Raw genomic sequence first — 20,742 nt, 5'->3', positions numbered from 1 at the left:
TCGCACAGGGGAAGCCCTGCCGGCTGGCGGGAAACTGGGGGCATCATGGCGATTTTGTCATTGCAGGGTGTGTCGAAAAGCTTTGGCGCGCTCAAGGTCACAGACAATGTCAGTTTCGATCTTGCCGCAGGCGAGGCGCTTGGGATCATCGGGCCGAACGGGGCGGGAAAATCCACGCTTTTCAATCTGATCACCGGAAATCTGCGGCCCGACGGAGGCAAGGTGTTGCTGCATGGCCGCGACATCACCCAAGAGACCCCGATGCAGCGCTGTGCCAGCGGAATCGGACGTTCGTTTCAGATTCCGCAGCCCTTCGGCCATTTGTCGGTGTATGAAAACCTGCTGGTGGCAGCACGGTTCGGAGGCGGCGTCTCGGCCACCGAAGCCCCATCGCTTTGCATGGATATCCTGCACCGCACGGGACTTGCGGCACTGGCAGATCGCAAAGCCGGAGCCTTGCCGCTGCTGAACCGAAAGCGGCTGGAGCTTGCGCGGGCCTTGGCGACTCGGCCGCGTGTGATCTTGCTTGATGAAATCGCGGGCGGACTGACAGATGCGGAATGTGTCGACCTGATCGCCACGATCCGCGCCATCCATGCCGAAGGCACCGCGATAATCTGGATCGAGCATGTGCTGCATGCGCTGACTTCCGTCGTCACCCGACTCATCGCACTCAACTTCGGGCAAGTCCTGATGAGCGGCACGCCTGACGAAGTGATGGCCGCCCCGCAGGTGCAAGAAATCTATCTGGGGATCGAGGCATGACCGCGTTTCTGGAGGTTCAGGGCCTGATCGCCCATTACGGAGATTTCAAGGCTTTGTTCGGGGTGGATCTGACCCTGCACCAAGGCCAGACCCTGGCCATCATCGGCGCAAACGGCGCTGGCAAGACGACGCTGATGCGCGCGACCACGGGCATCGCCCATGTGACGGGGGGCAGCGTGCGCCTGCAAGGCCGCGATATCACCCGCCTTTCCGCGCCCGATATCCTGTCGGCTGGCATTGCGATGGTTCCCGAGGGCAGGCGCCTTTTTCCCAGTCTGACCGTGGAAGAGAACCTGCAAATCGGTGCGCATTCGCGCAAAGGCAACGGTTTCTGGACGCTGGACAGGATCTACGGTCTGTTTCCCATTCTTCGGGAGCGGCGCACGCACCCCGGAACCGCACTCTCGGGTGGCCAGCAGCAGATGGTGGCCATCGGCCGCGCGCTGATGTCCAACCCCACCGTCCTTTTGTGTGACGAGCTTAGCCTTGGCCTCGCCCCCGTGGTGATCCGCGAGATTTACGCGGCCTTTCCCACCATCCGTGACAGCGGAACCGCGATCATTGTGGTCGAGCAAGACATCGGGCAGGCGCTGAAGGTGGCCGACCATGTGCATTGCATGATGGAAGGGCGCATCACCCTGTCAGGGCGTCCACAAGACCTGAGCCGCGCCGCCATTCATGACGCTTACTTCGGAGTAAACCACGCATGATCTGGCTGGATACATTGGTGCAAGGAATGATGCTGGGCGGGCTTTACGCGCTGTTCGCGGCGGGGCTGAGCCTTGTTTTCGGCATCATGCGGCTGGTCAATCTCGCGCATGGCGATCTTATCGTTCTGGGCGCTTACCTTATTCTGGGCATTGGAACCGCGACGGGGCTGAATCCCTTTGTTGCCGCAGCGCTTGCACTGCCCCTGATGTTTGCTCTGGGCTGGGTGCTGCAAACCGCGCTCTTGAACCGTGTTCTGGGGGATGACATTCTGCCGCCGCTGCTGGTGACATTTGGTCTGTCGGTGGTGATCCAGAACGTGCTGCTGCAAGGCTACAGCGCAGACAGCCGCAAACTCCCCGTCGGAGCCATCGAATCCGCCTCGATGCCTGTGGGGCCGGTCACCGTAGGGGTGATGCCGCTGATCACCTTTGGTTCGGCCATTCTGGTCATTCTGGCGCTCAACTGGCTGTTCTATCATACCGCATTGGGCCGGGCGTTTCGCGCCACATCTGACGACCCTGTGACCGCGCAGCTTATGGGCATCAGACCGCGCCGGATCTTTGCGATTGCCACCGGGATTGCGCTGGTCGTTGCCACCATCGCCGCGTTGTATCTGGGCGCACGGGCCAATTTTGACCCCTCGATCGGCCCTGCAAGACTGCTTTATGCCTTCGAGGCGGTGATCATCGGCGGCTTGGGGAGCCTGTGGGGGACTTTGGCCGGCGGGATGGTGATCGGCGTCGCGCAGGCTTTTGGCGCTGCGCTCAACCCCGAATGGCAAATTCTGGCGGGCCATATCGCCTTTGTCGCCGTGTTGCTGGTGCGTCCCCGCGGCCTGTTTCCACGCGCGAATGACTGAGAGGCGAAAATGAAAACGCTTGTCACGGGCTTGATCGGTCTGGCGGTTATGGTGGCGCTTGCGCTGGTGCCGGTGCTTGGTCCCCGAATTCTGGTGCAGGATCTGTTCAAGGTGTTGTGCCTGCTCGTTCTGGCCCTGAACTGGAACCTGCTTGCGGGGTTCGCCGGGCTGGTATCGGTTGGGCAGCAGGCCTTTGTGGGGGTCGGGGCCTATGTGATGTTCGCCACGACCATCCTCTGGGGCTGGGACCCTCTGGCGGGTGTGCTTGTCGGCGGGGTGGTGGCTATGGCGCTGTCGATCCCGGTCGCTTTCTTCGCCTTCCGTCTGAACGGTGCCTATTTTGCCATCGGCACTTGGGCAGTCGCGGATATCGCGCGGTTGTCCTTCGGACAATGGCGGGCCCTGGGCGGCGGAACCGGAACGGCTCTGCCGCGCGATGCCACCCGCGAGATGCTGGGTGTCGACGCGGTGCGCGAGCTTCTGGGAGTTTCGGCGGCGGCGGCGGTAGATGCGATGACCTACTGGCTGGCGCTGCTGCTGGCGTCAGCGCTGCTTCTGGGCTGCTGGCTTTTCTTGCGCTCGCGCATGGGGCTTGGGCTGCAGGCCGTGCGAGACAATCCGGTAGCCGCGCAATCGGTGGGCGTTGATCCCACGCGGCTGAAAGCGCTGGTGTTTTTGCTGACGGCCTTTGCCACGGGCCTGTGCGGCGCGCTTCTGTTCATCCAGATCGGCCGCATATCGCCCGATGCCGCGTTCTCACTGCTCGACTGGACCGCTTTTGTGATCTTCATCGTGGTCATCGGCGGCATCGGCACCCTGCCCGGACCGATTGTCGGCGTGCTGGTCTTTTACGGATTGCAGCGCCTGCTGTCAGACTACGGCACCGTTTATCTTATCGCACTTGGGCTGATCGGCATCGCGGTCATGCTGTTTGCACGGCGCGGGCTTTGGGGCGGGCTGATCGACCGCTTGGGGTTTGACCCCCTGCCCCTCGGCCATGCCGCACCACAGAAAAGCCCCCGGGACATTCAGGAGGAACGACCATGAGCTACTTTTCCGAAAGCACATCTGCCGAGACCGTCAACGGTCGCATGGGCGATCAGACCGATCCGCGGCTTGCCCAGATCATGACCAGTCTGGTCCAGCATCTTCATGGCTTCATAAAGGAAGTGGGGCTGACTGAAGAGGAATGGGAGTATGGCATCGGATTTCTGACCCGCACCGGACAGATGTGCTCGGGAGAGCGGCAGGAATTCATCCTGCTGTCCGACACCTTGGGCGTTTCGATGCTGGTCGATGCCATCAACAACCGCCGCCCCGCCCCCGCCACCGAAAGCACCGTGTTCGGTCCGTTCCACGTGGCAGATGCCCCGATCCGCGCGATGGGAGACAATATCTCGCTCGATGGCAAGGGCGAGTCCTGCCTGTTCGAAGGCCGCGTGCTTGATATCAATGGTGCCCCGATCGAGGGGGCGACGGTGGATGTCTGGTCAGACAATGCCGACGGATTTTATGATGTGCAGCAACCCGACATCCAGCCCAAATGGAACAACCGTGGCCGGTTTGTTACCGGTGCCGATGGCAAATATGCCTTTCGCGGCATAAAGCCGGTCAGCTACCCCATCCCTGACGATGGTCCGGTAGGCCAGATGCTCGGGCGGCTGGGCCGCCACCCCTATCGGCCGGCGCATATGCATTACCTGATCACCGCGCCCGGCTATCAGAAACTGGTCACCCACACCTTTGTCGGCGGCGATGAATATCTGACATCTGACGCCGTTTTCGGGGTCAAGAACACGCTGGTCGCGCCATACGAGCGCTGCGCCGATGGCGACACCCTTTGGCGGTCACCCTTCGATTTCGTTCTGGTCCGCAGCTGAGTGCATCATGCCAAATGTGAAGCTCTACATCGATCAATCACAGTATGGGGCCGTTGGGCCACAGGTAGAGGCGCTATTGCCGGACCTGCGAGAGATGCTGTGCACAGCGCTTTCGGTGGGTCATGCCGCCTGCCAGATCGCAGTTATCCCTGTGGCAGGGCTTCACGATCAGCCGCAGATCAACGCCGAGCTTCATGTGCTGCCGCGGGCAGAGCGGACCCCCGCTCTGCTGCGGCAGATGGCGCTCGATCTGCGCACACGGCTGAACGCGGCAACCGGACTGGAGGTCGCGGTCAGGATCGCGTCTCTGGACCCCGAAACCTATATCACCCTGAAATAGCGGTCAGCCGCGACGGCGCGTGACCTGCTGATCATGATCCATACGCGCTTGCAGCCGTTCACACTCGGCCCGAAGGAAGCTGATGAACTGCGCGACAGCGGGCGGCCCTTGCCGATCAGCGACTGTCAGCAACCCCAGCTGCCGGTCCGGGTGGTCGATCTTGAGCGGCAGCGCTTCGAGCGGGATGGTGCGGCGTGACATGAACACCACCGAATAGGGCAGCACCGTCAGCGCATCGGACCCCGCCAGAACAGACTGGATCGACGCGAGCATCCCACCCGAGAAATTCACCCGAAAATCTTCTTGCCCGATGGATTTGAGCGCTCTGAGAAGGTCGCGGTACAGAGGGCTGTTCTGCGGGGGGGCAATCCATGCGTAGGGCGCAATATCGGCCAAGGTGATTGCACGCGCACGTGTCAGCGGGTGGCCCGCACGGCAGGCAATCACATTGTTGCCCGACAGCAAGGGGGCAAACTCCATGTCCTGTGGCACCTGGCTTGGGTGCAGGGGCAAGATCGCCAGATCAAGCCCGCCATTGCGCAAACCCGTTTCAAGACTGTCAAGATAGCCATAGGACTGGTCGATCTGCACATCCGCGTGGCGGGTCTGGAACTCGGCAACCATGCTGGCCACGACGCCATCCATGAAGATTGGCGATCCGCCCACCCGCAGCCGCCCTGCAAGGCCTTGCCGGAAGCGGCGGACCAGAAGGCTGGCTTCCTGATTGGCGCTGCGGATACGCCCGCCAAGCCGGGCAAGACTTGCGCCCAGTTCGGTCGGACGCAGCGGACGCCGCCCCGGTTCGAACAGCGGCATGCCGATGCGATCCTCGAGCAACGCCATGCTGCGCGACACGGAAGGCTGTGATTTCCCCAACGCCTCGGCACCCTCTGTCAGGCCACCTTTCTCGACGATGGCAGCCAGGATTTCGAGATGCTCGCTGTCTATTTTCATAGCATTGAGCGATATTACATCGGTATCATCCGATCAATATTTCTCTTCTCGCAGGCTAGATTTCGCAGGAACAAAGAAGAAGAGGCCGCCGTCATGTCCTTTTTCCGCCCAGACTTCACAGCGCGCAGCGCTTCGGTGCGCGTGCGTTTTGGGGCCGGCATCCGCAGAACGGTCGCCGAAGAGATGGACACTCTCGGCGTTCAGCGCGCCTTGATCCTGACCACCCCGCAGCAGGCGGGCATGGCCGATGAATTCGAAGGCTATTGCGGCAGCAGGGCGGTAGGGCGCTTTACGGGCGCGGCGATGCACACCCCCGTAGACGTGTCCGAACAGGCGACGGACCTTGTGCGCGCGCTGCAGGCCGATGTGGTGATTTCGGTCGGCGGGGGGTCCACCACGGGATTGGGCAAAGCCATTGCCCTGCGCACCGACCTGCCGCAGATCGTGGTGCCGACCACCTATGCCGGATCAGAGGCGACAGGGATTCTGGGACAAACCGAGAAGGGCGTGAAAACAACCCTGACCAGCCCCAAGGTCCAGCCCGAAGTCATCCTGTATGACGCCGAGCTTGTGGCCACCCTCCCGCTTCCAATGACGGTCACCTCGGCGCTCAACGCGATGGCCCATGCGGCCGAAGGGCTCTATGCGCGCGACCGTTCCCCCATCTCGTCCTTGATGGCGGTTGAAGGGTTGCGGGCTTTCCGCGACAGCCTGCCGAAGATCATGGCAAAACCGGATGACCTGACCGCGCGTGGCGAAAGCCTATACGGCGCATGGCTGTGCGGCACTGTTCTGGGGCAGGTCGGCATGGCGCTGCACCACAAGCTGTGCCACACGCTGGGTGGCAGCTTTGATTTGCCGCATGCGGAAACCCACGCCATCATCCTGCCGCACGCCATCGGGTTCAACGCTGCTGCCGTCCCGGACTTGCTGGCCCCCCTTGCCGATCTGTTCGGGGCCGCGCCGGGTGCGGGGCTCTGGCGCTTTGCACAGCAAAACGGCGCGCCGATGGCGCTGCGCGATCTGGGGTTGTCCGAATCCGATCTGGACCGCGCCGCCGATCTGGCGAGTGCCAACCCCTACTGGAACCCCCGCCCCGTCACGCGCGAGGCGGTCCGGCATCTTTTGCAGGCCGCTTGGGCCGGAGACCGTCCAAACGACTGACGTGCCGTTCGCACTGCGCGCAGCGCGCCTTGGCCAAACCTCTGGAAGGACACTTCATGGCTGACATCACCACCGACGTTCTGATTATCGGCACCGGCCCTGCCGGTTCTGCCACCGCCGCCCTGCTGTCCAGCTACGGCATCGCCAACATGGCGGTGAACCGGTATCGCTGGCTGGCCAATACCCCGCGGGCGCATATCACCAACCAGCGCACGATGGAGGTGCTGCGGGATCTGGGCCGCGACGTCGAGGAAGAGGCCTATATGTTCGCCACCCATCAAGATTTGATGGGCGAGAACATTTTCTGCGAAAGTCTTGCGGGTGAGGAGATCGGGCGGATGAAGGCTTGGGGCAATCACCCTTTGAGCCGCGCCGAACACCTGATGTCATCTCCCACCAAGATGAACGATTTGCCGCAGACATTCATGGAGCCGCTTCTGTTCAAGACGGCCTGCTCGCGCGGCACCCAAGCCCGCATGTCGACCGAATATCTGCGCCATGAACAGGATGCCGAGGGCGTGACCACCACCTGTCTTGACCGTCTGACGGGCAAGGAAATGACCATCCGGTCCAAGTATCTCATCGGCGCAGATGGCGGCAAATCGCTTGTGGCAGATCACGCGGGGCTAACCTTTGAAGGCAAGATGGCGGTCGGCGGGTCGATGAACATCCTGTTCCGCGCTGACCTGTCCAAATACGTCGCGCACCGCCCCAGTGTTCTTTACTGGGTGATGCAACCGGGCGCGGATGTGGGCGGCATCGGCATGGGTCTGGTGCGGATGGTGCGTCCGTGGAACGAATGGCTGATCGTCTGGGGTTATGACATCAACGGGCCGGAACCCGAGGTGACGCCAGAGTTTGCCACCGGAGTTGCGCGGCAATTGATCGGCGATCCTGACCTCGATATCGAATTGCTGTCGGCCAATGTCTGGACAGTGAACAACTATTACGCAACCAAAACCGCGAACGGCCGCGTGTTCTGCATGGGAGATGCCATTCACCGGCATCCGCCGTCAAACGGGCTAGGTTCCAACACCTCTATCCAGGATGCGTTCAATCTGGCATGGAAACTGGCGATGGTCCTCAAGGGCCAAGCCGGCGAACGGTTGCTGGAAAGTTATGATGCCGAGCGCGCGCCTGTGGCCAAGCAGATCGTGACCCGCGCCAACCAGTCGATTGCCGAAACCGGCCCGATCTTCAAGGCATTGGGCATGGCCGAAGGTGTGGATCCTGCCCAGATGCAAAAGAACCTGCAGGCCCGCACCGAGGGCACGCCGGAGGCCGAGGCGCAGCGGGCCGCGATCCGCAAGGCAATCGCCTTCAAGAAATACGAATTCGACGCACATGGGGTCGAAATGAACCAGCGCTATCGCTCGGGCGCGGTGGTGACAGACGGGCAGATCGAACCGGCGTTCCAGATGGATGCCGACCTGCATTATCAGCCCACCACATGGCCCGGAGCGCGCTTGCCCCATGCATGGCTTTATCGCCATGACAATGGCGCGGAGGTGTCGACACTGGACCTTTGCGGTCATGGCCGCTTTACCGTTCTGACGGGACTGGGCGGCGAGGCTTGGGCCAAGGCTGCTGCAAAGGTTGCGGCAGATTTGGGGATAGAGCTGACGGTTCATATCATCGGCCCCCGTCAGGATTATGTGGATCACAGCGGCGAATGGGCGCGGCTGGCCGAGATCAACGACAGCGGCTGCCTGCTGGTGCGCCCCGACCACCACATCTGCTGGCGCGCGACCGAACTGACAGCCGACCCCTTGGCCGATCTTGACCGCGTAATGCGGTCCATCCTCGCACGCTGATCGCCCCGCCCGGCCACCCTGAACGGAAAAAGCCCGCCAATGGCGGGCTTTTGTATCGTGTGACTGATGCCCGCGATCAAGTGTCGAGAAACGGGCGCGATGCCTGCCACGTCGCGGCTGCAAGAACAGATCCTGGGTGGATCGGTCGGCTTGACCTGACCGGGCCGGTCTTTCCTTCCCCATTTCTTCCCAACCCTCAGAAAATCATTTACGCGGGGCTATGTGCGTCATAATGTCGACAATATACAATCGACATCAATGGAGAGGCAGCCTTGCCGTCTGTTTCCAAAGAGATCACGCGCCTCCTGTTGATCGGCGCCGGCACGCGCGGGCGTATGTGGGCGCAGGTGGTGGCCGAAAGCCCCTGTGTGGAGATTGCCGCCGTTGTCGACCCCAGCCCCGCTGCGCGCGAGATGTTCGAGGCAGAGCACCCTGGCCTGCCTTGGTTCGCGGAGATTGACCCCGCGCTTGCGGCTGAACGCTTTGACGCGGCCATTCTTGTCACGCCGCCAGACGGGCATCTGGCGCAGTGCAGGCTTCTGTTTGATGCCGGCCTGCCCGTCCTTGCCGAAAAGCCGCTGTCCACCAGCCTTGCCGATACAGTCGGCATCATCGACGCCGCCGATGCCTCTGGCATGCCCCTCAGCGTCGGGCTGAACTTCCGCTATCTGCCTGTCAGCATGGAGATGCGCGATTGGCTGAGGGGAGAACGGCTCGGCAAAGTGGGGTTTGGCCAATTCCGGTATCTGCGCAATCGAGACGGGCGCAGACCGGGCATAAACCGCTATCCGCTTACCATGCGCCACCCGATGATGCTGGAGCAGACCATACACCATCTGGACCTGATCCGCTTTTGTCACGGACGAGAGGTTGCGGCCATCGCCTGCCACACATGGAACCCGCCGTGGAGCATGTATGCTCATGACGCCAACGTCCATTGCCTGCTGACGCTGGAAGACGGGGCGGAAGTCAATTACTTCGGAACATGGTCAGGCGGCTGGAACAACCCCGGCTTTGAGTGGCGCATCGATTGCACCGAGGGCGTGATCATCCAGCGCGAATTGCACTCGGATCTGGCCTATGCACACCGGGCCGACCCCGACCTGACCGCCATCCCCCTGCCCGACGCACGCCCCTATTACGACGACAGCATCGCGCTCCTGGGCGCATTTCTGGCATCGCTGCGCGGCGAAGTCCCCCTCCCCTGTGATGGGCGCGACCACTTGCGTTCGCTCGCGCTGTGTTTTGCAGGGATCGAAAGCGGCGAGACCGGCCGCATCATCCGGATGTCCGATTTCTACACCCGTCACGGCCTTGACCGGCTGCTCTGACCCAGCCCACAGGAGAGACAATGGCACTGGTTCACATCCCGTTCGACACCTACCACGATTATGACGCCATGACCGGCTATCTGCATGCGCTCGCCAAGGCGTATCCCAAGCTGTGCAAACTCACCTCTATCGCGCAGTCGTTCCGTGGGCGCGAGGTATGGATGATGGAGCTGACCAACCCCGACACAGGGCCGGGGCACGAAAAGCCGGGCTATTACATCGATGCCCAGATCCATGCCGAAGAACATGCGACCAGCGCGACGGCGCTTTATGCCATCTGGTATCTTTTGACCAACTACGGCAGCGATGCCGAGGCAACGCGGCTGTTGGACCGTCAGGTGTTTTATGTGATCCCGCGGATCAACCCGGACGGGGCCGAATTCGCGCTCAAGGCCCCCTATCATCCGTGGTGCGGCAATGGCCGCTTCCTTCCCGGAGAGGACCGGATTGACGGTCTGATCCCGCAGGACATCAACGGCGATGGCTATATCGTCAACATGCGGGTGCCCGACCCCAAAGGCGAATGGAAGAAAAGCCCCACCGAACCCCGCCTGATGGTGCAGCGCGAACCCGGCGAGGAGGGCGGCGAGTACTACCGCGTTTACCCCGAGGGGCTGATCCGCGACTATGACGGCGTGCATGTGAAGATCGAGCCCGGTTTCGATGGCAACATGAACCGTAACTTCCCGATCAACTGGTCACCTCAGGAATACGGGGCGGGGCAGTATCCGTTCTCGGAGCCCGAGGCGATGGGGATGGGCAAGCTGATTCTTGATCATCCGAATATCTGCGGCATGTGCGCCTATCACACGCATGGCGGCATCATCCTGCGCCCGTCGATGATGAAGATGGACGCTGACATGAGCCCGCGCGATCTGGCACTTTACAAGGACTTGGGCGCAGTCGGCACCCGCATCACCGGATATCCCACCATCTCGACCTATGAAGATTTCACGCCCGACAAGTCCAAGGCGCGTCATGGATCGCTCAAGGACTGGGTTTACGAAGAGATGGGGATCATCTGCTTTTCGACCGAACTCTGGGATCTGGAGCGCACGGCGGGCGTCGACAAGGTGGGCTATTACAACCTTGGCCCGCGAGATGCGGCCACTCAGGAAAAGATCTTCAACTGGGTGCTTGAGAATGTGGGGGATCACGGCTTCAGGGATTGGGAAGCCTTTGACCACCCGCAGCTTGGCCCGGTCGAGATTGGCGGGATGGTGTATATCTGGAGCTATCGCAACCCGCCCGGCAAGTTGCTGGAAGAAATCTGCCACAACAACACGATCTTCAACCTGCGCCATGCCGCCGCCGCGCCGCGGATAGAAGTTGACCAGTTGACGGTCGAGGCCCTAGGCGCAGGCCTGCACAAGGTGACGGCAGTGGTGTCGAACCACGGCTATCTGCCGTCCAACCTGTCGGATGTGGCAATCCAGAACAAGGTCGCCAAGCCTGTGACGATCAGCATCGAGATGCAGGGCGCATCGCTGGTGATGAACCCCGGCAAGGCCGATCTGGGCCACCTCGCCGGACGAAACGAGCGTCGCTACAACTGGTCGCCCTGGGGGCAACAATGGTCTGCGGTGACCAAAAAGGTGGAATGGCTCGTCAGATCAGAGGGCGACGGCGCATCGGTGACGGTCACCGCCGCGTCTGAAAAGGGCGGAACGCATCGGCAAAGCGCAGCGCTTGGCTAAAGGCGCGCGGCAGGCCTGTTCGCCTGCCGCAAAGATTGCCCGATAAGGCGCGGCGGGAACACCCGCCGCGCCCATTTCATTTCAGGGTCGCAGTCCATGCCTCGATCGCTTCGTCGCGGCGCGGTTGCCAGCTGATCCGGCTGGAGACGCCATAGAAATCAGGCTGGAAATACAAGAAGATCCAGGGTGCATCTTCGTGGAAAATGGTGAGCATCTCATTCACCACGCGCTTTTCCTCTTCCGGATCGCGAATGGATTTCAGGCTGTCCCAACGGGTCTGCCAGCCTTCATTGAACCACATTCCGTTGTTGACCGGCGCCTCACGCGTCGGGAACAGCGACATGTCGTAAACCGAACTCCACGTCGCGCCGCCCTGCCCGATAAAAAACACCGGACCTGCGGTATGTTCCCGCGCCATCGGTGAAAACACCGACATCGTCATCAGATCATTGGTCGTCGTCACCCCGATGTCTGACAGGTATTGTGCCACCGCCTGCTGCACTTGTGCATCGTTCAGGTAGCGCCCGTTCGGCCCCTGCATCACCAGCGAAAACCGTGTCCCATCAGCCCCGCGCGGCCAACCCGCCTCATCGAGCATCTTTTCTGCGGCCTCGGGGTCATAGGGATAGGGCGCAATATCGGGATTGCCCACATTTGCCGGACCGTTGGCACGCGCACAATCGGTTCCCAGAAGCTGGGCGCAGATCGTGGGCACATCAACCGCCATGTTCAGGGCCTGACGCACCTTTACGTCCTTGATTGCGTCACCGCCCGGAGTGCCGTCAAACGCACCCGAAAAGTTGAAGCCGACAAACATACGCCGCGTGCCAGCCACGCTGACCACCTTTGCGGTGTCATAGGCATTGATCGCATCAGACTGGTCCGGAGGGATATTCACGGCGATATCGACATTGCCCGCAACCAGCTCCACGCCGCGCGTGCTCGCTTCCGGGATCACACGCCAGATGACGTTTTCAAACGCGGGTTCGGTCAGTGTGTAACTCGGATTGCGGGTCAGCACGACCCGATCATCCTTCACCCATTCGACCAGTTTGTAGGGGCCGGAAGCAACCGTCTTGAGCACGGCTTCTTCATTCGACAGCTTTTCATAGCTGTCCTTGCAATGGATGAAGATCTTGGCAGCCATGCCCGGCACTGTCGACGAATAGCCTTTCAGCGTCATCACCGCCGTGCGCGGTCCTTCGGCACGGGCGCCGACAAAACCGATGGAGTTGAACACAAACCCCGGCGTATGACCGATGAACTTGTTGTCGGGGTTGGCCGCGCGGTTCAGCGTATAGGCCACATCCTCGGCATCCAGCACCTCACCATCCTCGCAGGTCAGCCCTTCGCGGATGGTAAAACTGATCTCGGTGCCTTCGTCATTCCACGCATAGCTTTCGGCAAAATGCGGCACCACCCCGCCTTCGGGCGTTACCGACAACAGGGTGCCGAACATATGGCTGTGGACGTTGATCGAAACCGCCTGATTGAGCATGTTCGGCTCCATCGATTCAATGTCGACGGATTGGGCGATTACCAGCGTGTCGGGCGAAGGTTGCGCAAAAGTTGCGGCGGGCAGGGCCGAAGCAACGAAAGCCCCCGCCTGTGCAAGTCTCAAAACTGAATGTCTTTTCATCGGGTTTCCTGCGGGTCAAAGAATGTACAAGGACACAGCGCCCGCAAGAGGCGGGCACAGGTCTGCGGAACCAGCCAGTGGTGAGGGGCAGAAAAAAGATTCGGTCTTTTCTGCAAGATCAAGTGTCGACAATAGACAGGCCGCCGTCAAAGATTATTCTTTGTCACGGAAAATATTTTTCAATTAATATCAATGCTTTAAAGCAAGACGTGCTCGCGGCGCGAGCAGGCTCGCGCGAGTTTGGTGCCCTGTCTGGCGGCCTGCGTTTCTAGGCGTCGGCTCCAAGCCAGGCGATGATTTCGACCTCCATCATCACCTCGGGCGATCCAAGACCCGAGACGATGAAACCGGTATGCGGCGGGCGATGCTCTCCCAGAAAATTGCGACGCGCTGTAGAAACCGCCTCGCGATGGGACCGGTCCGTCATGATCGTGGTGACCTTGACGATGTTTTCCGGCCCTGCCCCCGCTTCGGCAAGCAAAAGCCCGATGTTATGCCATATCTGTGCGGACTGCGCGGCGGCATCGCCAAGGCCGACCCAGTTGCCTTCGGCATCTTTGGCGATCTGGCCCGCAATAAACAGAAATCCACCCGCCTTCGCGCCGTGGTGATACCCCGCAACCGGAGCGATGCCGGATGGGCTGAACAGTGTAATGCCTGACGCCGCCATGATGTTTCCTTTCATGCGCTCATAAATCGTCGAATGACATGCGGTTTGCCGTGTATAGCCGGGCGTAAAGTCCGCCTGCCTGCATCAATTCTTCATGCGAGCCGGACTCGGCGATCCGGCCCTCGGTCAGCACGATGATCCGGTCAGCGTTGCGGATGGTGGCCAGACGATGTGCAATGACAAGTCCCGTGCGCCCCTCCAGCACCTTGGCCAAGGCCCGCTGTATCTGGCGCTCGGTTTCGCTGTCGATGCTCGATGTGGCTTCGTCCAGCACAAGAATGGGCGCATCGGCCACAAGCGCACGGGCAAAGCTGATGAGCTGGCGCTGCCCCATAGACAGGTTGGCCCCGCGTTCTGTCAGCATCGTCTGGTAGCCTTGCGGCAAACGCTCGATCAGATCATGCGCTCCGACCGCCCTTGCCGCCTCGATCACCACAGATTCAGGCGCGTCGGTCCGATTGTAACGGATGTTCTCCATCACAGTGCCGGTGAACAGGAACGGCTCTTGCAGCACCATCGCGACATGGCGGCCAAGCGATGCCTGCGTCACCGCCCGCACATCGCGCCCGCCGACCCGAACCGTGCCGGACTGCACGTCATAAAAGCGGTGAACGAGCGACATGACGCTCGACTTGCCGGAACCGGTCGGCCCCACCAGTGCCACCGTTTCACCCGGAGCAACCTTGAAGCTCAGATCGTGCAACACCGGGCGCGCGGGATCATAGCCGAAGGTCACAGCCTCGAACGCCACCGATCCCGGTGCGCCGGCAGGCAGATCAACGGCATCCGGCGCATCGGCCACGGTGATTGGCACATCAAGGACTTCGGTCAGCCGCTGCCCGGACGCCATCGCGCGCTGCATCACCGAATACTGCATCGTCAGCGACCGGATCGGATCAAAAAACCGCTGGATAAAAAACAGGAAGGCGATGATGACGCCCACATCGAGGGTGCCTTCGATGACCCGCGCGCCGCCAACGACCACGACCACCGCCATTGCAAGTCCGGTCAGCGAATCCACGACCGGAACGAGAACCTGCGCGAGCCGTGCCGCCCGCAAATGTGCCAGCAGATTGGTGCGGGCGCGATCGTTGAACAGATCAAAGTTCACGGTTTGCCGCGTCATCCCTTGCACGGTTTTCACGCCGTGAATGCCTTCGGCCAAGGCACCGTTCGTCACGGAATTTGCCTCATGCGCAGCGATGAACGCGGCCCGCGCGCGGGGCAGCCAGACCACGCGGGCAATCGCCAGCACCGGCAAGATGGACAGCGTCAGCAGCCCCAGCCACGGGTCCAGCCACAGCATACACGCCACAATTCCCACCAGCAGCACCAGATCGCCGATCGAGATGATCGAGGTCTCCAGAAACTCTTGCATCGAGTTTACATCGCCCTGAAGCCGCGACATCAGCCGCCCGACTTCGGTCTTGTCCATGAAGGACATGGAGACGCGCTGCAAATGCTGGAACATCGCCTCGCGGATGTCGAAAAGCACGTTTTCGGCCACGCGGCCGACCGTGCGTTCCTGGACATGGCTTGCAATGGCGTTGATGAGGATGGTGCAGACAAACAGCCCGACCGCCCAGAACAGGGCCGAGCGGCCCGCCGCGCCTGCTGCCAGACCATCATCAATCGCGCTGCGGATGATCAGCGGAATGGCAAGCTGTGTTGCGGTGAAGATCAGGACAGCGACAACAGAGATCCAGACCTCGCGCCGATAGGGGCGCACGAAGGTCCAGATGCGGCCGAGGATGTTCGGATCGAACAGCCGACCGAACATCTCTTCCTGCACTCGGTGCGACCCCACGACGGCACGCGGCGGACGGCGACCATCTTCGCGCACTTCATTGCGTTCGACTTCGCTCTCGCCGCTCATGCCGCGCCCTCATGTGACAGAGTCTGCATCGCGTGCAGCGCGGCATAGCGCCCCTTCAGCGCCATCAGTTCGGCATGGCTGCCCTCTTCGGCGATGCGGCCATGATCCAGCACCAAAATGCGGTCGGCATGGCGAAGCGTGTTCAGGCGATGGGCGATCAGAATGGTGATCCGCTCTGCCGCTTCGTCCTTGAGCGCGGTCAGGATGCTTTCTTCGGTGCGTGCGTCGATGGCGGCGGTGGAGTCGTCGAACACCAGCACGTCAGGCTTCAACATCAGGCTGCGTGCAATCGACAGGCGCTGCCGTTGCCCCCCCGAAAGGGACGCCGCCCGCTCTCCGACCACGGTTCTGTAGCCTTCGGGCAGGGTGTCGATGTAGCCGCTGATCTGCGCGCTGTCGCTGGCCTTTTCGATCCGCCGCGGTGAGGCCCAAGGATCGCCATAGGCGATGTTGTTCTCCAAGGATGTGGTGAACATGAATACATCCTGCTGCACCACCGCAACCGAACGCCGCAAAGACCGGAGTCTGACAGAACGCAGGTCTTGCCCATCAATCGTGATGCGGCCCTCTCCGACATCATAAAAGCGCGGGATCAACTGGGCGATGGTGGTCTTGCCGCTGCCTTGCGGCCCCACGATGCCGATGATCTCGCCCCGCTTGGCTTCAAAGCTCAGATCGTCCAGCACCTTGTGCTCCGGTGCCGAAGGATAGGCAAAGCTGACCCCTTCAAACCGCAGCACGCCTTCCGAGATCTCGAGTTCGGGCGCGTTCTTGGCGTCTGCCACGACCGGCTTCAAATCCAGCAGCGCAAAAATACGTGCGCCGCAGGTCGAGGTGCGGGCGAAAGAATTCACCAGCATGCCCAATTGCCGGACAGGCATCTGCAAAATGGTCATAAAGGTCAGGAATGCGGCCAAGGTGCCCAAGGTGATCTCGCCCGCCTGCACCTTCAGCCCCCCCACCAGAAGGACAAGCGCCATTGCGACCAGATAGGACAGCGTCATGGCGGTGGTGCTTCCGACGCGCAGATCGACGCGTTCGTGCGCAAGGTCGAGCGCTTTGACGGAGGCATCCCGAAACTTGACCATCTCGTGCGGGCCGGCAGAAAAGGCCCGCACCACCTTGATGCCAGCAAGGTTTTCTTCCATCACCCGGCTGAGCACCGACATGCGGTCCTGCAACTCGAGCCACGTCCGCCGCAGCCTCAATTGCGAAACCGATGACTTCCACCCGACGAAGGGAACGAAAGACAGCGCCAGAACCGCTAGGAAAGGGTCTGTCTGCACCAGCATGGCCCCGCCGAACCCGATCAGGATGACCAGCAGCACCAGTCGCACCAGGCCGGTGGCAAAAAACATCCGCACGCCTTCAAGGTCAAGCATGCCAAGTGTGATGAGATCGCCCGAATGGACGCGATCGTGAAAGCCGAAGCTCAGATGCTGGATCTTGTCGTAATAGGCTTGGCGCAAGGCATAGCCGGTGTGATGCCCCACCGCTTCGGAGAAGTAGTTCTGCAACGTCGTGAATATCCCTCGCAGCACCGATACGCCCAGAACCAGTGTCGCCGTTTGCAGCAAGACCCCGCGTGAGGCTTCGGCATCGGCCATCGCCATCACCGATTGCATCTGGTCGATCGCCTGACCCAGCAAGACCGGAATCCATAGTTGCAAGGCCGAAGCCAAAATGGTGGCCAAGATCGCTATCGCCACCTTGCCGGGGGTGTCCAAGGCCATCCGGCTGATCCGCAGGATGGTTTTCAGCCCCGCTGACCAACTGACGGTATCGGTCTGGGCCATGATTTCGACCCTTGGCGCGCCGGGGTCTGTCAGGGCAGGCATTGCAGGCTCCTTGCCGGCGAACTGCGCCGGGGTCGTCGGGAAAAGGGCAGGTGACAGGTTCAGGACTTGCCGAAATGCTCCATGATGGCGGCGGCATACTTGATGCCGCTAATGTATTTATCGATATGGATATTCTCATCCGGGGCATGCAGGTTTGCCCCCGGATTTGCAAATCCGGTCAAGACGCAGGGGATCCACACATGTTTGAGGATCGCCCCTTCGGCGGAAACGCCGTTCACGACGGGAAGTTCCCCGTAGACTTCGGTGGCTGCAGCAATGATCGCCTGGCTGATATCTTCCTTGACGCTGATCTTGTAGGGCGGTTCGGTGCCATCGCGATACTTCACCTCGATATGTCCAAACCCGTGCTTGACGAGATGCGCCTTGAGCTTGGCGATGGCCGCATCCGGCTGAATATTCGGGATCAGCCGGAAATCCAGCTTGGCCCGAGCTTCATTCGGAACAATGGTTTTGGTGCCGGGTCCTGTATAACCGGCGATGATCCCCTGAATGTTGGCGGTGGGTTCATAGGTGCGGGCGCGGATTGCATCGATCCCGTCGCGGCCCAGTGCAAACTGGTCGATCCCCCATTCCTCTTTCATCGCGGCAGTATCCACGCGCGCCGCCTTGTCTTTCAGCTGCGCCTCGTCATCCGGCCCAAGCTGCCAGATACCTTCGTTCCACCCTTCGATCAGGATGTTGCGATCCTTGTCCAGAATGGTGTTCAGCGCCCAGATCAGATCCCAGACCGGGGCTGGCACCAGCGGAAAGTTGAGCGAATGGATATCGGACTTCGCCCCGCGCGCGATCAGTTCGACATAAAGCACCGACTTCAGGCCTAGCGAGACGTCGGGCACATCGGTGCCGGTCTCGATGGACCCGTCCAGACAATGCATTCCATCGGCTTCCAGCAACTCCTTGTTACGCGACGCCCATTCCCCCAGGTTGGGCGAGCCGATTTCCTCTTCGCCCTCGATCAGGAATTTGAGGTTGCACGGCACTTCGCCCCGCACTGCCAGAAAGGCCTTGGCGGCCTTGTTGAAGGCCAGAACGCCCGACTTGTTATCGGTCGCCCCGCGCCCGTAAAGCACCCCGTCAACAATGGCGCCAGACCACGGGCCACCGTGGCTCCATGCCTCAAGCGGTTCGGGGGGCTGCACGTCGTAATGCGAATAGCACAGGATGGTTTTGGCGGGCTTTTTCGCTTGCAGATGGCCGAACACCACCGGCGGCCCGTCGGCCAGTTCGTGAAACTCGGCAGGCAGGCCATCGCGATGCATCATGTCACGGATCAGCGTCGCGCACTCGCGCAGGCCCACATTCTGCGCCGAAATCGACGGCTGCTGGACAAAACTTTGCAGGTCGCGAATGCACTCATCGGCGTTCGCGTCGATCCAGTCATAAATTGCTTGCATGCTCATAGGCTGGTCTCCGGTTGGGAAAGGTCCCATGCGTTAAGGCGCTGTCCCGAAAGATGCGCAGGGCGGCTGGCGGAAAGGCGGGCAAAGGCGGGGGCAAGCCGGATCGGATCCACCCACTTGGCGCGTGCATCAGGTCCGTAGGTAGTCTCCGACATGGGCGTATGCATGAACATGCCGGGGGTGATGGTGACAGAGACAATGCCGTGCCCCGCGCCTTCCATCGCCAGACACTTCGAAAACCCCTCCAAGGCATGCTTTGCAGCGCAATAGGCTGTCTCGTCGACAAAGCCTTCGATACCCGAGCGTGACGAGACAAAAATCAATGTCCCGCCCCGTGCTTTCATCGCAGGCCAGACCGCCTGCGTCAGTTGAAACGCGGCCTGAATGCCCACGTTCATGGTGGCCTGAAAGGTGGCAAGGCTAACCTGCTCGACAGGTTCCACCCGCAGGATCGCCGCGTTATGGATCAACGTATCCACCGGGCCGGTGACAGTGCGCGCAATGGCCCGCGCGGTGTCGGCAGCGTCAGACAGGTCGACCACCGCCCCCACCGCACCGGGGCAGTCGGCAAGCGTCTCGTCCAGCCGCGCGGGGTTCACGTCCATCAGGATCAGCCTGTCACCCAGACCGTGCAAATGCCGCGCGATGGCCGCGCCGAGCCCCTGCCCCGCTCCGGTGATCAGGACGGTCTGGCCATCAGGCATGAACATCCCCCGGCTGCACCCAACGCCGCTCCCGACCCGACAGGCGCACGGCATCCAGCACGCGCTGGTTGGCAAGGCCATCGACAAAGGTCGCCCCGCGTTGCAACGGGCGGCCCGCCTCTATCGCTGCCGCCATCTCGCGCAAGGCCCCGACCACCGAGACATTCCAGATGCCCTTGTTCAGCCCCGGAAGACTGGCGTTCGGATCATCAACCGTGATTTCGCCGAAACTCTGGCCGGATGGGGCAAACCATAGCTTTTCATCGTCATTCGAAAGGGTGATCGTGCCTTTGGAGCCGAACACCTGTGTCTGGTTGCCCATGTTATGCGCGGCGACACCGCTCATGAACACCTGCACGATGGCACCCTTGGCCATCTCCATCGTGAACCAGGCAACGTCATCTGCCGTGGCAGTCCATGCCTCTCCGGTTGCCTTGTCGAGACGGTCCGGAATAACGACCGGCGCCGCCCCTGTGACCCATTCGACCTCGCCAAGCCACCAGCGGACCATATCCACCTGATGGCTGCCATTGGCCCCAAGACGGCCACCCCCCTGATCGGCAAGGCTCCACCAATCACCTTTTGGGCGGCTCGCGGGGTTTGCCCAACTGCTGCCGATATTGCTGATGTTCACATGGCGGATCTCGCCCAGATCGCCTTGGGCGATCATCTCGGCAATGCGGGCACGGTTCGGGTTGAACCGCATCTCATGGTCGATCATGTGCAGCCGGCCAGCCGCCTCGGCTGCATCCAGCATGGCCTTGGCCTCACCCGCGTTCATTGCGGTGGGCTTTTCGCACAGCACATGCGCCCCGCGCGCAAGCGCGGCCAGCGTCTGGGGCGCATGCAGCACCGTGGGGGTGGCGATACACACAAGGTCGAGGTCATGCGCCGCCAGCATGGCTTGCCAGTCGTCATAGGCATTGGGCACGCCATAGGCATCTGCGGCGGCCTTCGCGCTTGACATGCGGCCCGACGCAAGCGCCACGACCTCGGCCCCGTTCACATGCGCCAGCGCAGGCAGGTAGGCGTCACGGGCAAAGCTTGCCCCGATGATTCCGACTTTCATGGTCACTCCC

At 61.4% G+C, this 20,742-nt stretch carries 18 protein-coding genes; 10 read left to right on the top strand and 8 right to left on the bottom strand.

Annotated features, from left to right (window positions below; translation table 11 throughout):
- Positions 1-45 precede the first annotated feature (45 nt).
- The 6 genes from G3572_RS10550 to G3572_RS10525 are packed head-to-tail and all read left to right on the top strand — an operon-like array spanning position 46 to position 4,555.
- A complete protein-coding gene (locus G3572_RS10550) occupies positions 46-765 on the top strand; it encodes an ABC transporter ATP-binding protein (RefSeq protein ID WP_164611560.1) in 720 nt (239 codons plus the stop codon).
- A complete protein-coding gene (locus tag G3572_RS10545) occupies positions 762-1,475 on the top strand; it encodes an ABC transporter ATP-binding protein (protein WP_164611558.1) in 714 nt (237 codons plus the stop codon). Before G3572_RS10550 ends, G3572_RS10545 begins: the two co-directional genes overlap by 4 nt.
- Positions 1,472-2,335 carry a branched-chain amino acid ABC transporter permease gene (locus tag G3572_RS10540; protein WP_164611556.1) on the top strand — a complete coding sequence of 288 codons (864 nt, stop codon included), beginning with the start codon at positions 1,472-1,474 and terminating at the stop codon, positions 2,333-2,335. The genes G3572_RS10545 and G3572_RS10540 overlap by 4 nt, the downstream gene beginning before the upstream one ends.
- A gap of 9 nt (positions 2,336-2,344) precedes the next feature.
- Positions 2,345-3,382, top strand: a complete 1,038-nt coding sequence (locus G3572_RS10535) for a branched-chain amino acid ABC transporter permease (RefSeq protein ID WP_164611554.1) — start codon at positions 2,345-2,347, stop codon at positions 3,380-3,382.
- Positions 3,379-4,215, top strand: coding sequence for an intradiol ring-cleavage dioxygenase (locus G3572_RS10530; protein ID WP_164611552.1), 837 nt, complete (start codon positions 3,379-3,381; stop codon positions 4,213-4,215). Before G3572_RS10535 ends, G3572_RS10530 begins: the two co-directional genes overlap by 4 nt.
- Before the next feature lie 7 nt (positions 4,216-4,222).
- The gene (locus G3572_RS10525; protein WP_164611550.1) at positions 4,223-4,555 is read left to right on the top strand and encodes a hypothetical protein; all 333 of its coding nucleotides are present in this window, start codon (positions 4,223-4,225) and stop codon (positions 4,553-4,555) included.
- A gap of 3 nt (positions 4,556-4,558) precedes the next feature.
- Here G3572_RS10525 and G3572_RS10520 read toward each other — a convergent pair whose 3' ends face one another.
- Positions 4,559-5,509 carry a LysR family transcriptional regulator gene (locus G3572_RS10520; RefSeq protein WP_164611548.1) on the bottom strand — a complete coding sequence of 317 codons (951 nt, stop codon included), beginning with the start codon at positions 5,507-5,509 and terminating at the stop codon, positions 4,559-4,561.
- 93 nt (positions 5,510-5,602) lie between these two features.
- On the opposite strand from G3572_RS10520, the gene G3572_RS10515 reads away from it, so the two are divergent.
- The 4 genes from G3572_RS10515 to G3572_RS10500 all read left to right on the top strand — a co-directional run bounded on the left by G3572_RS10515 (position 5,603) and on the right by G3572_RS10500 (position 11,515).
- A complete protein-coding gene (locus tag G3572_RS10515) occupies positions 5,603-6,673 on the top strand; it encodes a maleylacetate reductase (protein WP_164611546.1) in 1,071 nt (356 codons plus the stop codon).
- A gap of 56 nt (positions 6,674-6,729) precedes the next feature.
- A complete protein-coding gene (locus G3572_RS10510; RefSeq protein ID WP_164611544.1) occupies positions 6,730-8,487 on the top strand; it encodes an FAD-dependent oxidoreductase in 1,758 nt (585 codons plus the stop codon).
- Between the two features lie 272 nt (positions 8,488-8,759).
- Positions 8,760-9,818 (top strand): Gfo/Idh/MocA family protein, encoded by a 1,059-nt coding sequence (locus G3572_RS10505; protein ID WP_164611542.1) that lies wholly within the window; start codon positions 8,760-8,762, stop codon positions 9,816-9,818.
- Between the two features lie 20 nt (positions 9,819-9,838).
- Positions 9,839-11,515: a M14 family metallopeptidase gene (locus tag G3572_RS10500; protein ID WP_164611540.1), complete on the top strand. Its 1,677-nt coding sequence runs from the start codon at positions 9,839-9,841 to the stop codon at positions 11,513-11,515.
- 76 nt (positions 11,516-11,591) lie between these two features.
- Here the strand turns inward: G3572_RS10500 and G3572_RS10495 are convergent, their stop codons facing one another.
- From G3572_RS10495 to G3572_RS10465, 7 genes are all read right to left on the bottom strand, one after another.
- The gene (locus tag G3572_RS10495) at positions 11,592-13,154 is read right to left on the bottom strand and encodes an ABC transporter substrate-binding protein (protein WP_164611538.1); all 1,563 of its coding nucleotides are present in this window, start codon (positions 13,152-13,154) and stop codon (positions 11,592-11,594) included.
- 268 nt (positions 13,155-13,422) lie between these two features.
- Entirely contained in the window at positions 13,423-13,824 is a 402-nt protein-coding gene (locus tag G3572_RS10490) for a RidA family protein (RefSeq protein WP_164611536.1), read from the bottom strand.
- 19 nt (positions 13,825-13,843) lie between these two features.
- A complete protein-coding gene (locus G3572_RS10485; protein ID WP_164611534.1) occupies positions 13,844-15,700 on the bottom strand; it encodes an ABC transporter ATP-binding protein in 1,857 nt (618 codons plus the stop codon).
- Positions 15,697-17,538, bottom strand: coding sequence for an ABC transporter ATP-binding protein (locus G3572_RS10480; RefSeq protein ID WP_205518688.1), 1,842 nt, complete (start codon positions 17,536-17,538; stop codon positions 15,697-15,699). Before G3572_RS10480 ends, G3572_RS10485 begins: the two co-directional genes overlap by 4 nt.
- Positions 17,539-17,597: 59 nt before the next feature.
- Positions 17,598-18,959, bottom strand: coding sequence for a M20/M25/M40 family metallo-hydrolase (locus G3572_RS10475; protein ID WP_164611533.1), 1,362 nt, complete (start codon positions 18,957-18,959; stop codon positions 17,598-17,600).
- Entirely contained in the window at positions 18,956-19,663 is a 708-nt protein-coding gene (locus G3572_RS10470) for an SDR family NAD(P)-dependent oxidoreductase (RefSeq protein WP_240335506.1), read from the bottom strand. Before G3572_RS10470 ends, G3572_RS10475 begins: the two co-directional genes overlap by 4 nt.
- Positions 19,656-20,732, bottom strand: coding sequence for a Gfo/Idh/MocA family protein (locus tag G3572_RS10465; RefSeq protein WP_164611529.1), 1,077 nt, complete (start codon positions 20,730-20,732; stop codon positions 19,656-19,658). Before G3572_RS10465 ends, G3572_RS10470 begins: the two co-directional genes overlap by 8 nt.
- Positions 20,733-20,742 lie beyond the last annotated feature (10 nt).

The organism is Pseudotabrizicola algicola (assembly GCF_010915705.1).
Taxonomy (GTDB): Bacteria; Pseudomonadota; Alphaproteobacteria; order Rhodobacterales; family Rhodobacteraceae; genus Pseudotabrizicola; species Pseudotabrizicola algicola.
Note: the sequence above shows the minus strand (reverse complement) of the source record. Positions and strands in the feature narration are given on the sequence as shown.

What these genes read in the sequence shown, in the direction of transcription:
- G3572_RS10550 (WP_164611560.1), top strand. Translation starts at nt 46, where the DNA reads ATGGCGATTTTGTCATTGCAGGGTGTGTCGAAAAGCTTTGGCGCGCTC.
- G3572_RS10545 (WP_164611558.1), top strand. Translation starts at nt 762, where the DNA reads ATGACCGCGTTTCTGGAGGTTCAGGGCCTGATCGCCCATTACGGAGAT.
- G3572_RS10540 (WP_164611556.1), top strand. Translation starts at nt 1,472, where the DNA reads ATGATCTGGCTGGATACATTGGTGCAAGGAATGATGCTGGGCGGGCTT.
- G3572_RS10535 (WP_164611554.1), top strand. Translation starts at nt 2,345, where the DNA reads ATGAAAACGCTTGTCACGGGCTTGATCGGTCTGGCGGTTATGGTGGCG.
- G3572_RS10530 (WP_164611552.1), top strand. Translation starts at nt 3,379, where the DNA reads ATGAGCTACTTTTCCGAAAGCACATCTGCCGAGACCGTCAACGGTCGC.
- G3572_RS10525 (WP_164611550.1), top strand. Translation starts at nt 4,223, where the DNA reads ATGCCAAATGTGAAGCTCTACATCGATCAATCACAGTATGGGGCCGTT.
- G3572_RS10520 (WP_164611548.1), bottom strand. Translation starts at nt 5,509, where the DNA reads ATGAAAATAGACAGCGAGCATCTCGAAATCCTGGCTGCCATCGTCGAG.
- G3572_RS10515 (WP_164611546.1), top strand. Translation starts at nt 5,603, where the DNA reads ATGTCCTTTTTCCGCCCAGACTTCACAGCGCGCAGCGCTTCGGTGCGC.
- G3572_RS10510 (WP_164611544.1), top strand. Translation starts at nt 6,730, where the DNA reads ATGGCTGACATCACCACCGACGTTCTGATTATCGGCACCGGCCCTGCC.
- G3572_RS10500 (WP_164611540.1), top strand. Translation starts at nt 9,839, where the DNA reads ATGGCACTGGTTCACATCCCGTTCGACACCTACCACGATTATGACGCC.
- G3572_RS10495 (WP_164611538.1), bottom strand. Translation starts at nt 13,154, where the DNA reads ATGAAAAGACATTCAGTTTTGAGACTTGCACAGGCGGGGGCTTTCGTT.
- G3572_RS10490 (WP_164611536.1), bottom strand. Translation starts at nt 13,824, where the DNA reads ATGGCGGCGTCAGGCATTACACTGTTCAGCCCATCCGGCATCGCTCCG.
- G3572_RS10485 (WP_164611534.1), bottom strand. Translation starts at nt 15,700, where the DNA reads ATGAGCGGCGAGAGCGAAGTCGAACGCAATGAAGTGCGCGAAGATGGT.
- G3572_RS10480 (WP_205518688.1), bottom strand. Translation starts at nt 17,538, where the DNA reads ATGCCTGCCCTGACAGACCCCGGCGCGCCAAGGGTCGAAATCATGGCC.
- G3572_RS10475 (WP_164611533.1), bottom strand. Translation starts at nt 18,959, where the DNA reads ATGAGCATGCAAGCAATTTATGACTGGATCGACGCGAACGCCGATGAG.
- G3572_RS10470 (WP_240335506.1), bottom strand. Translation starts at nt 19,663, where the DNA reads ATGCCTGATGGCCAGACCGTCCTGATCACCGGAGCGGGGCAGGGGCTC.
- G3572_RS10465 (WP_164611529.1), bottom strand. Translation starts at nt 20,732, where the DNA reads ATGAAAGTCGGAATCATCGGGGCAAGCTTTGCCCGTGACGCCTACCTG.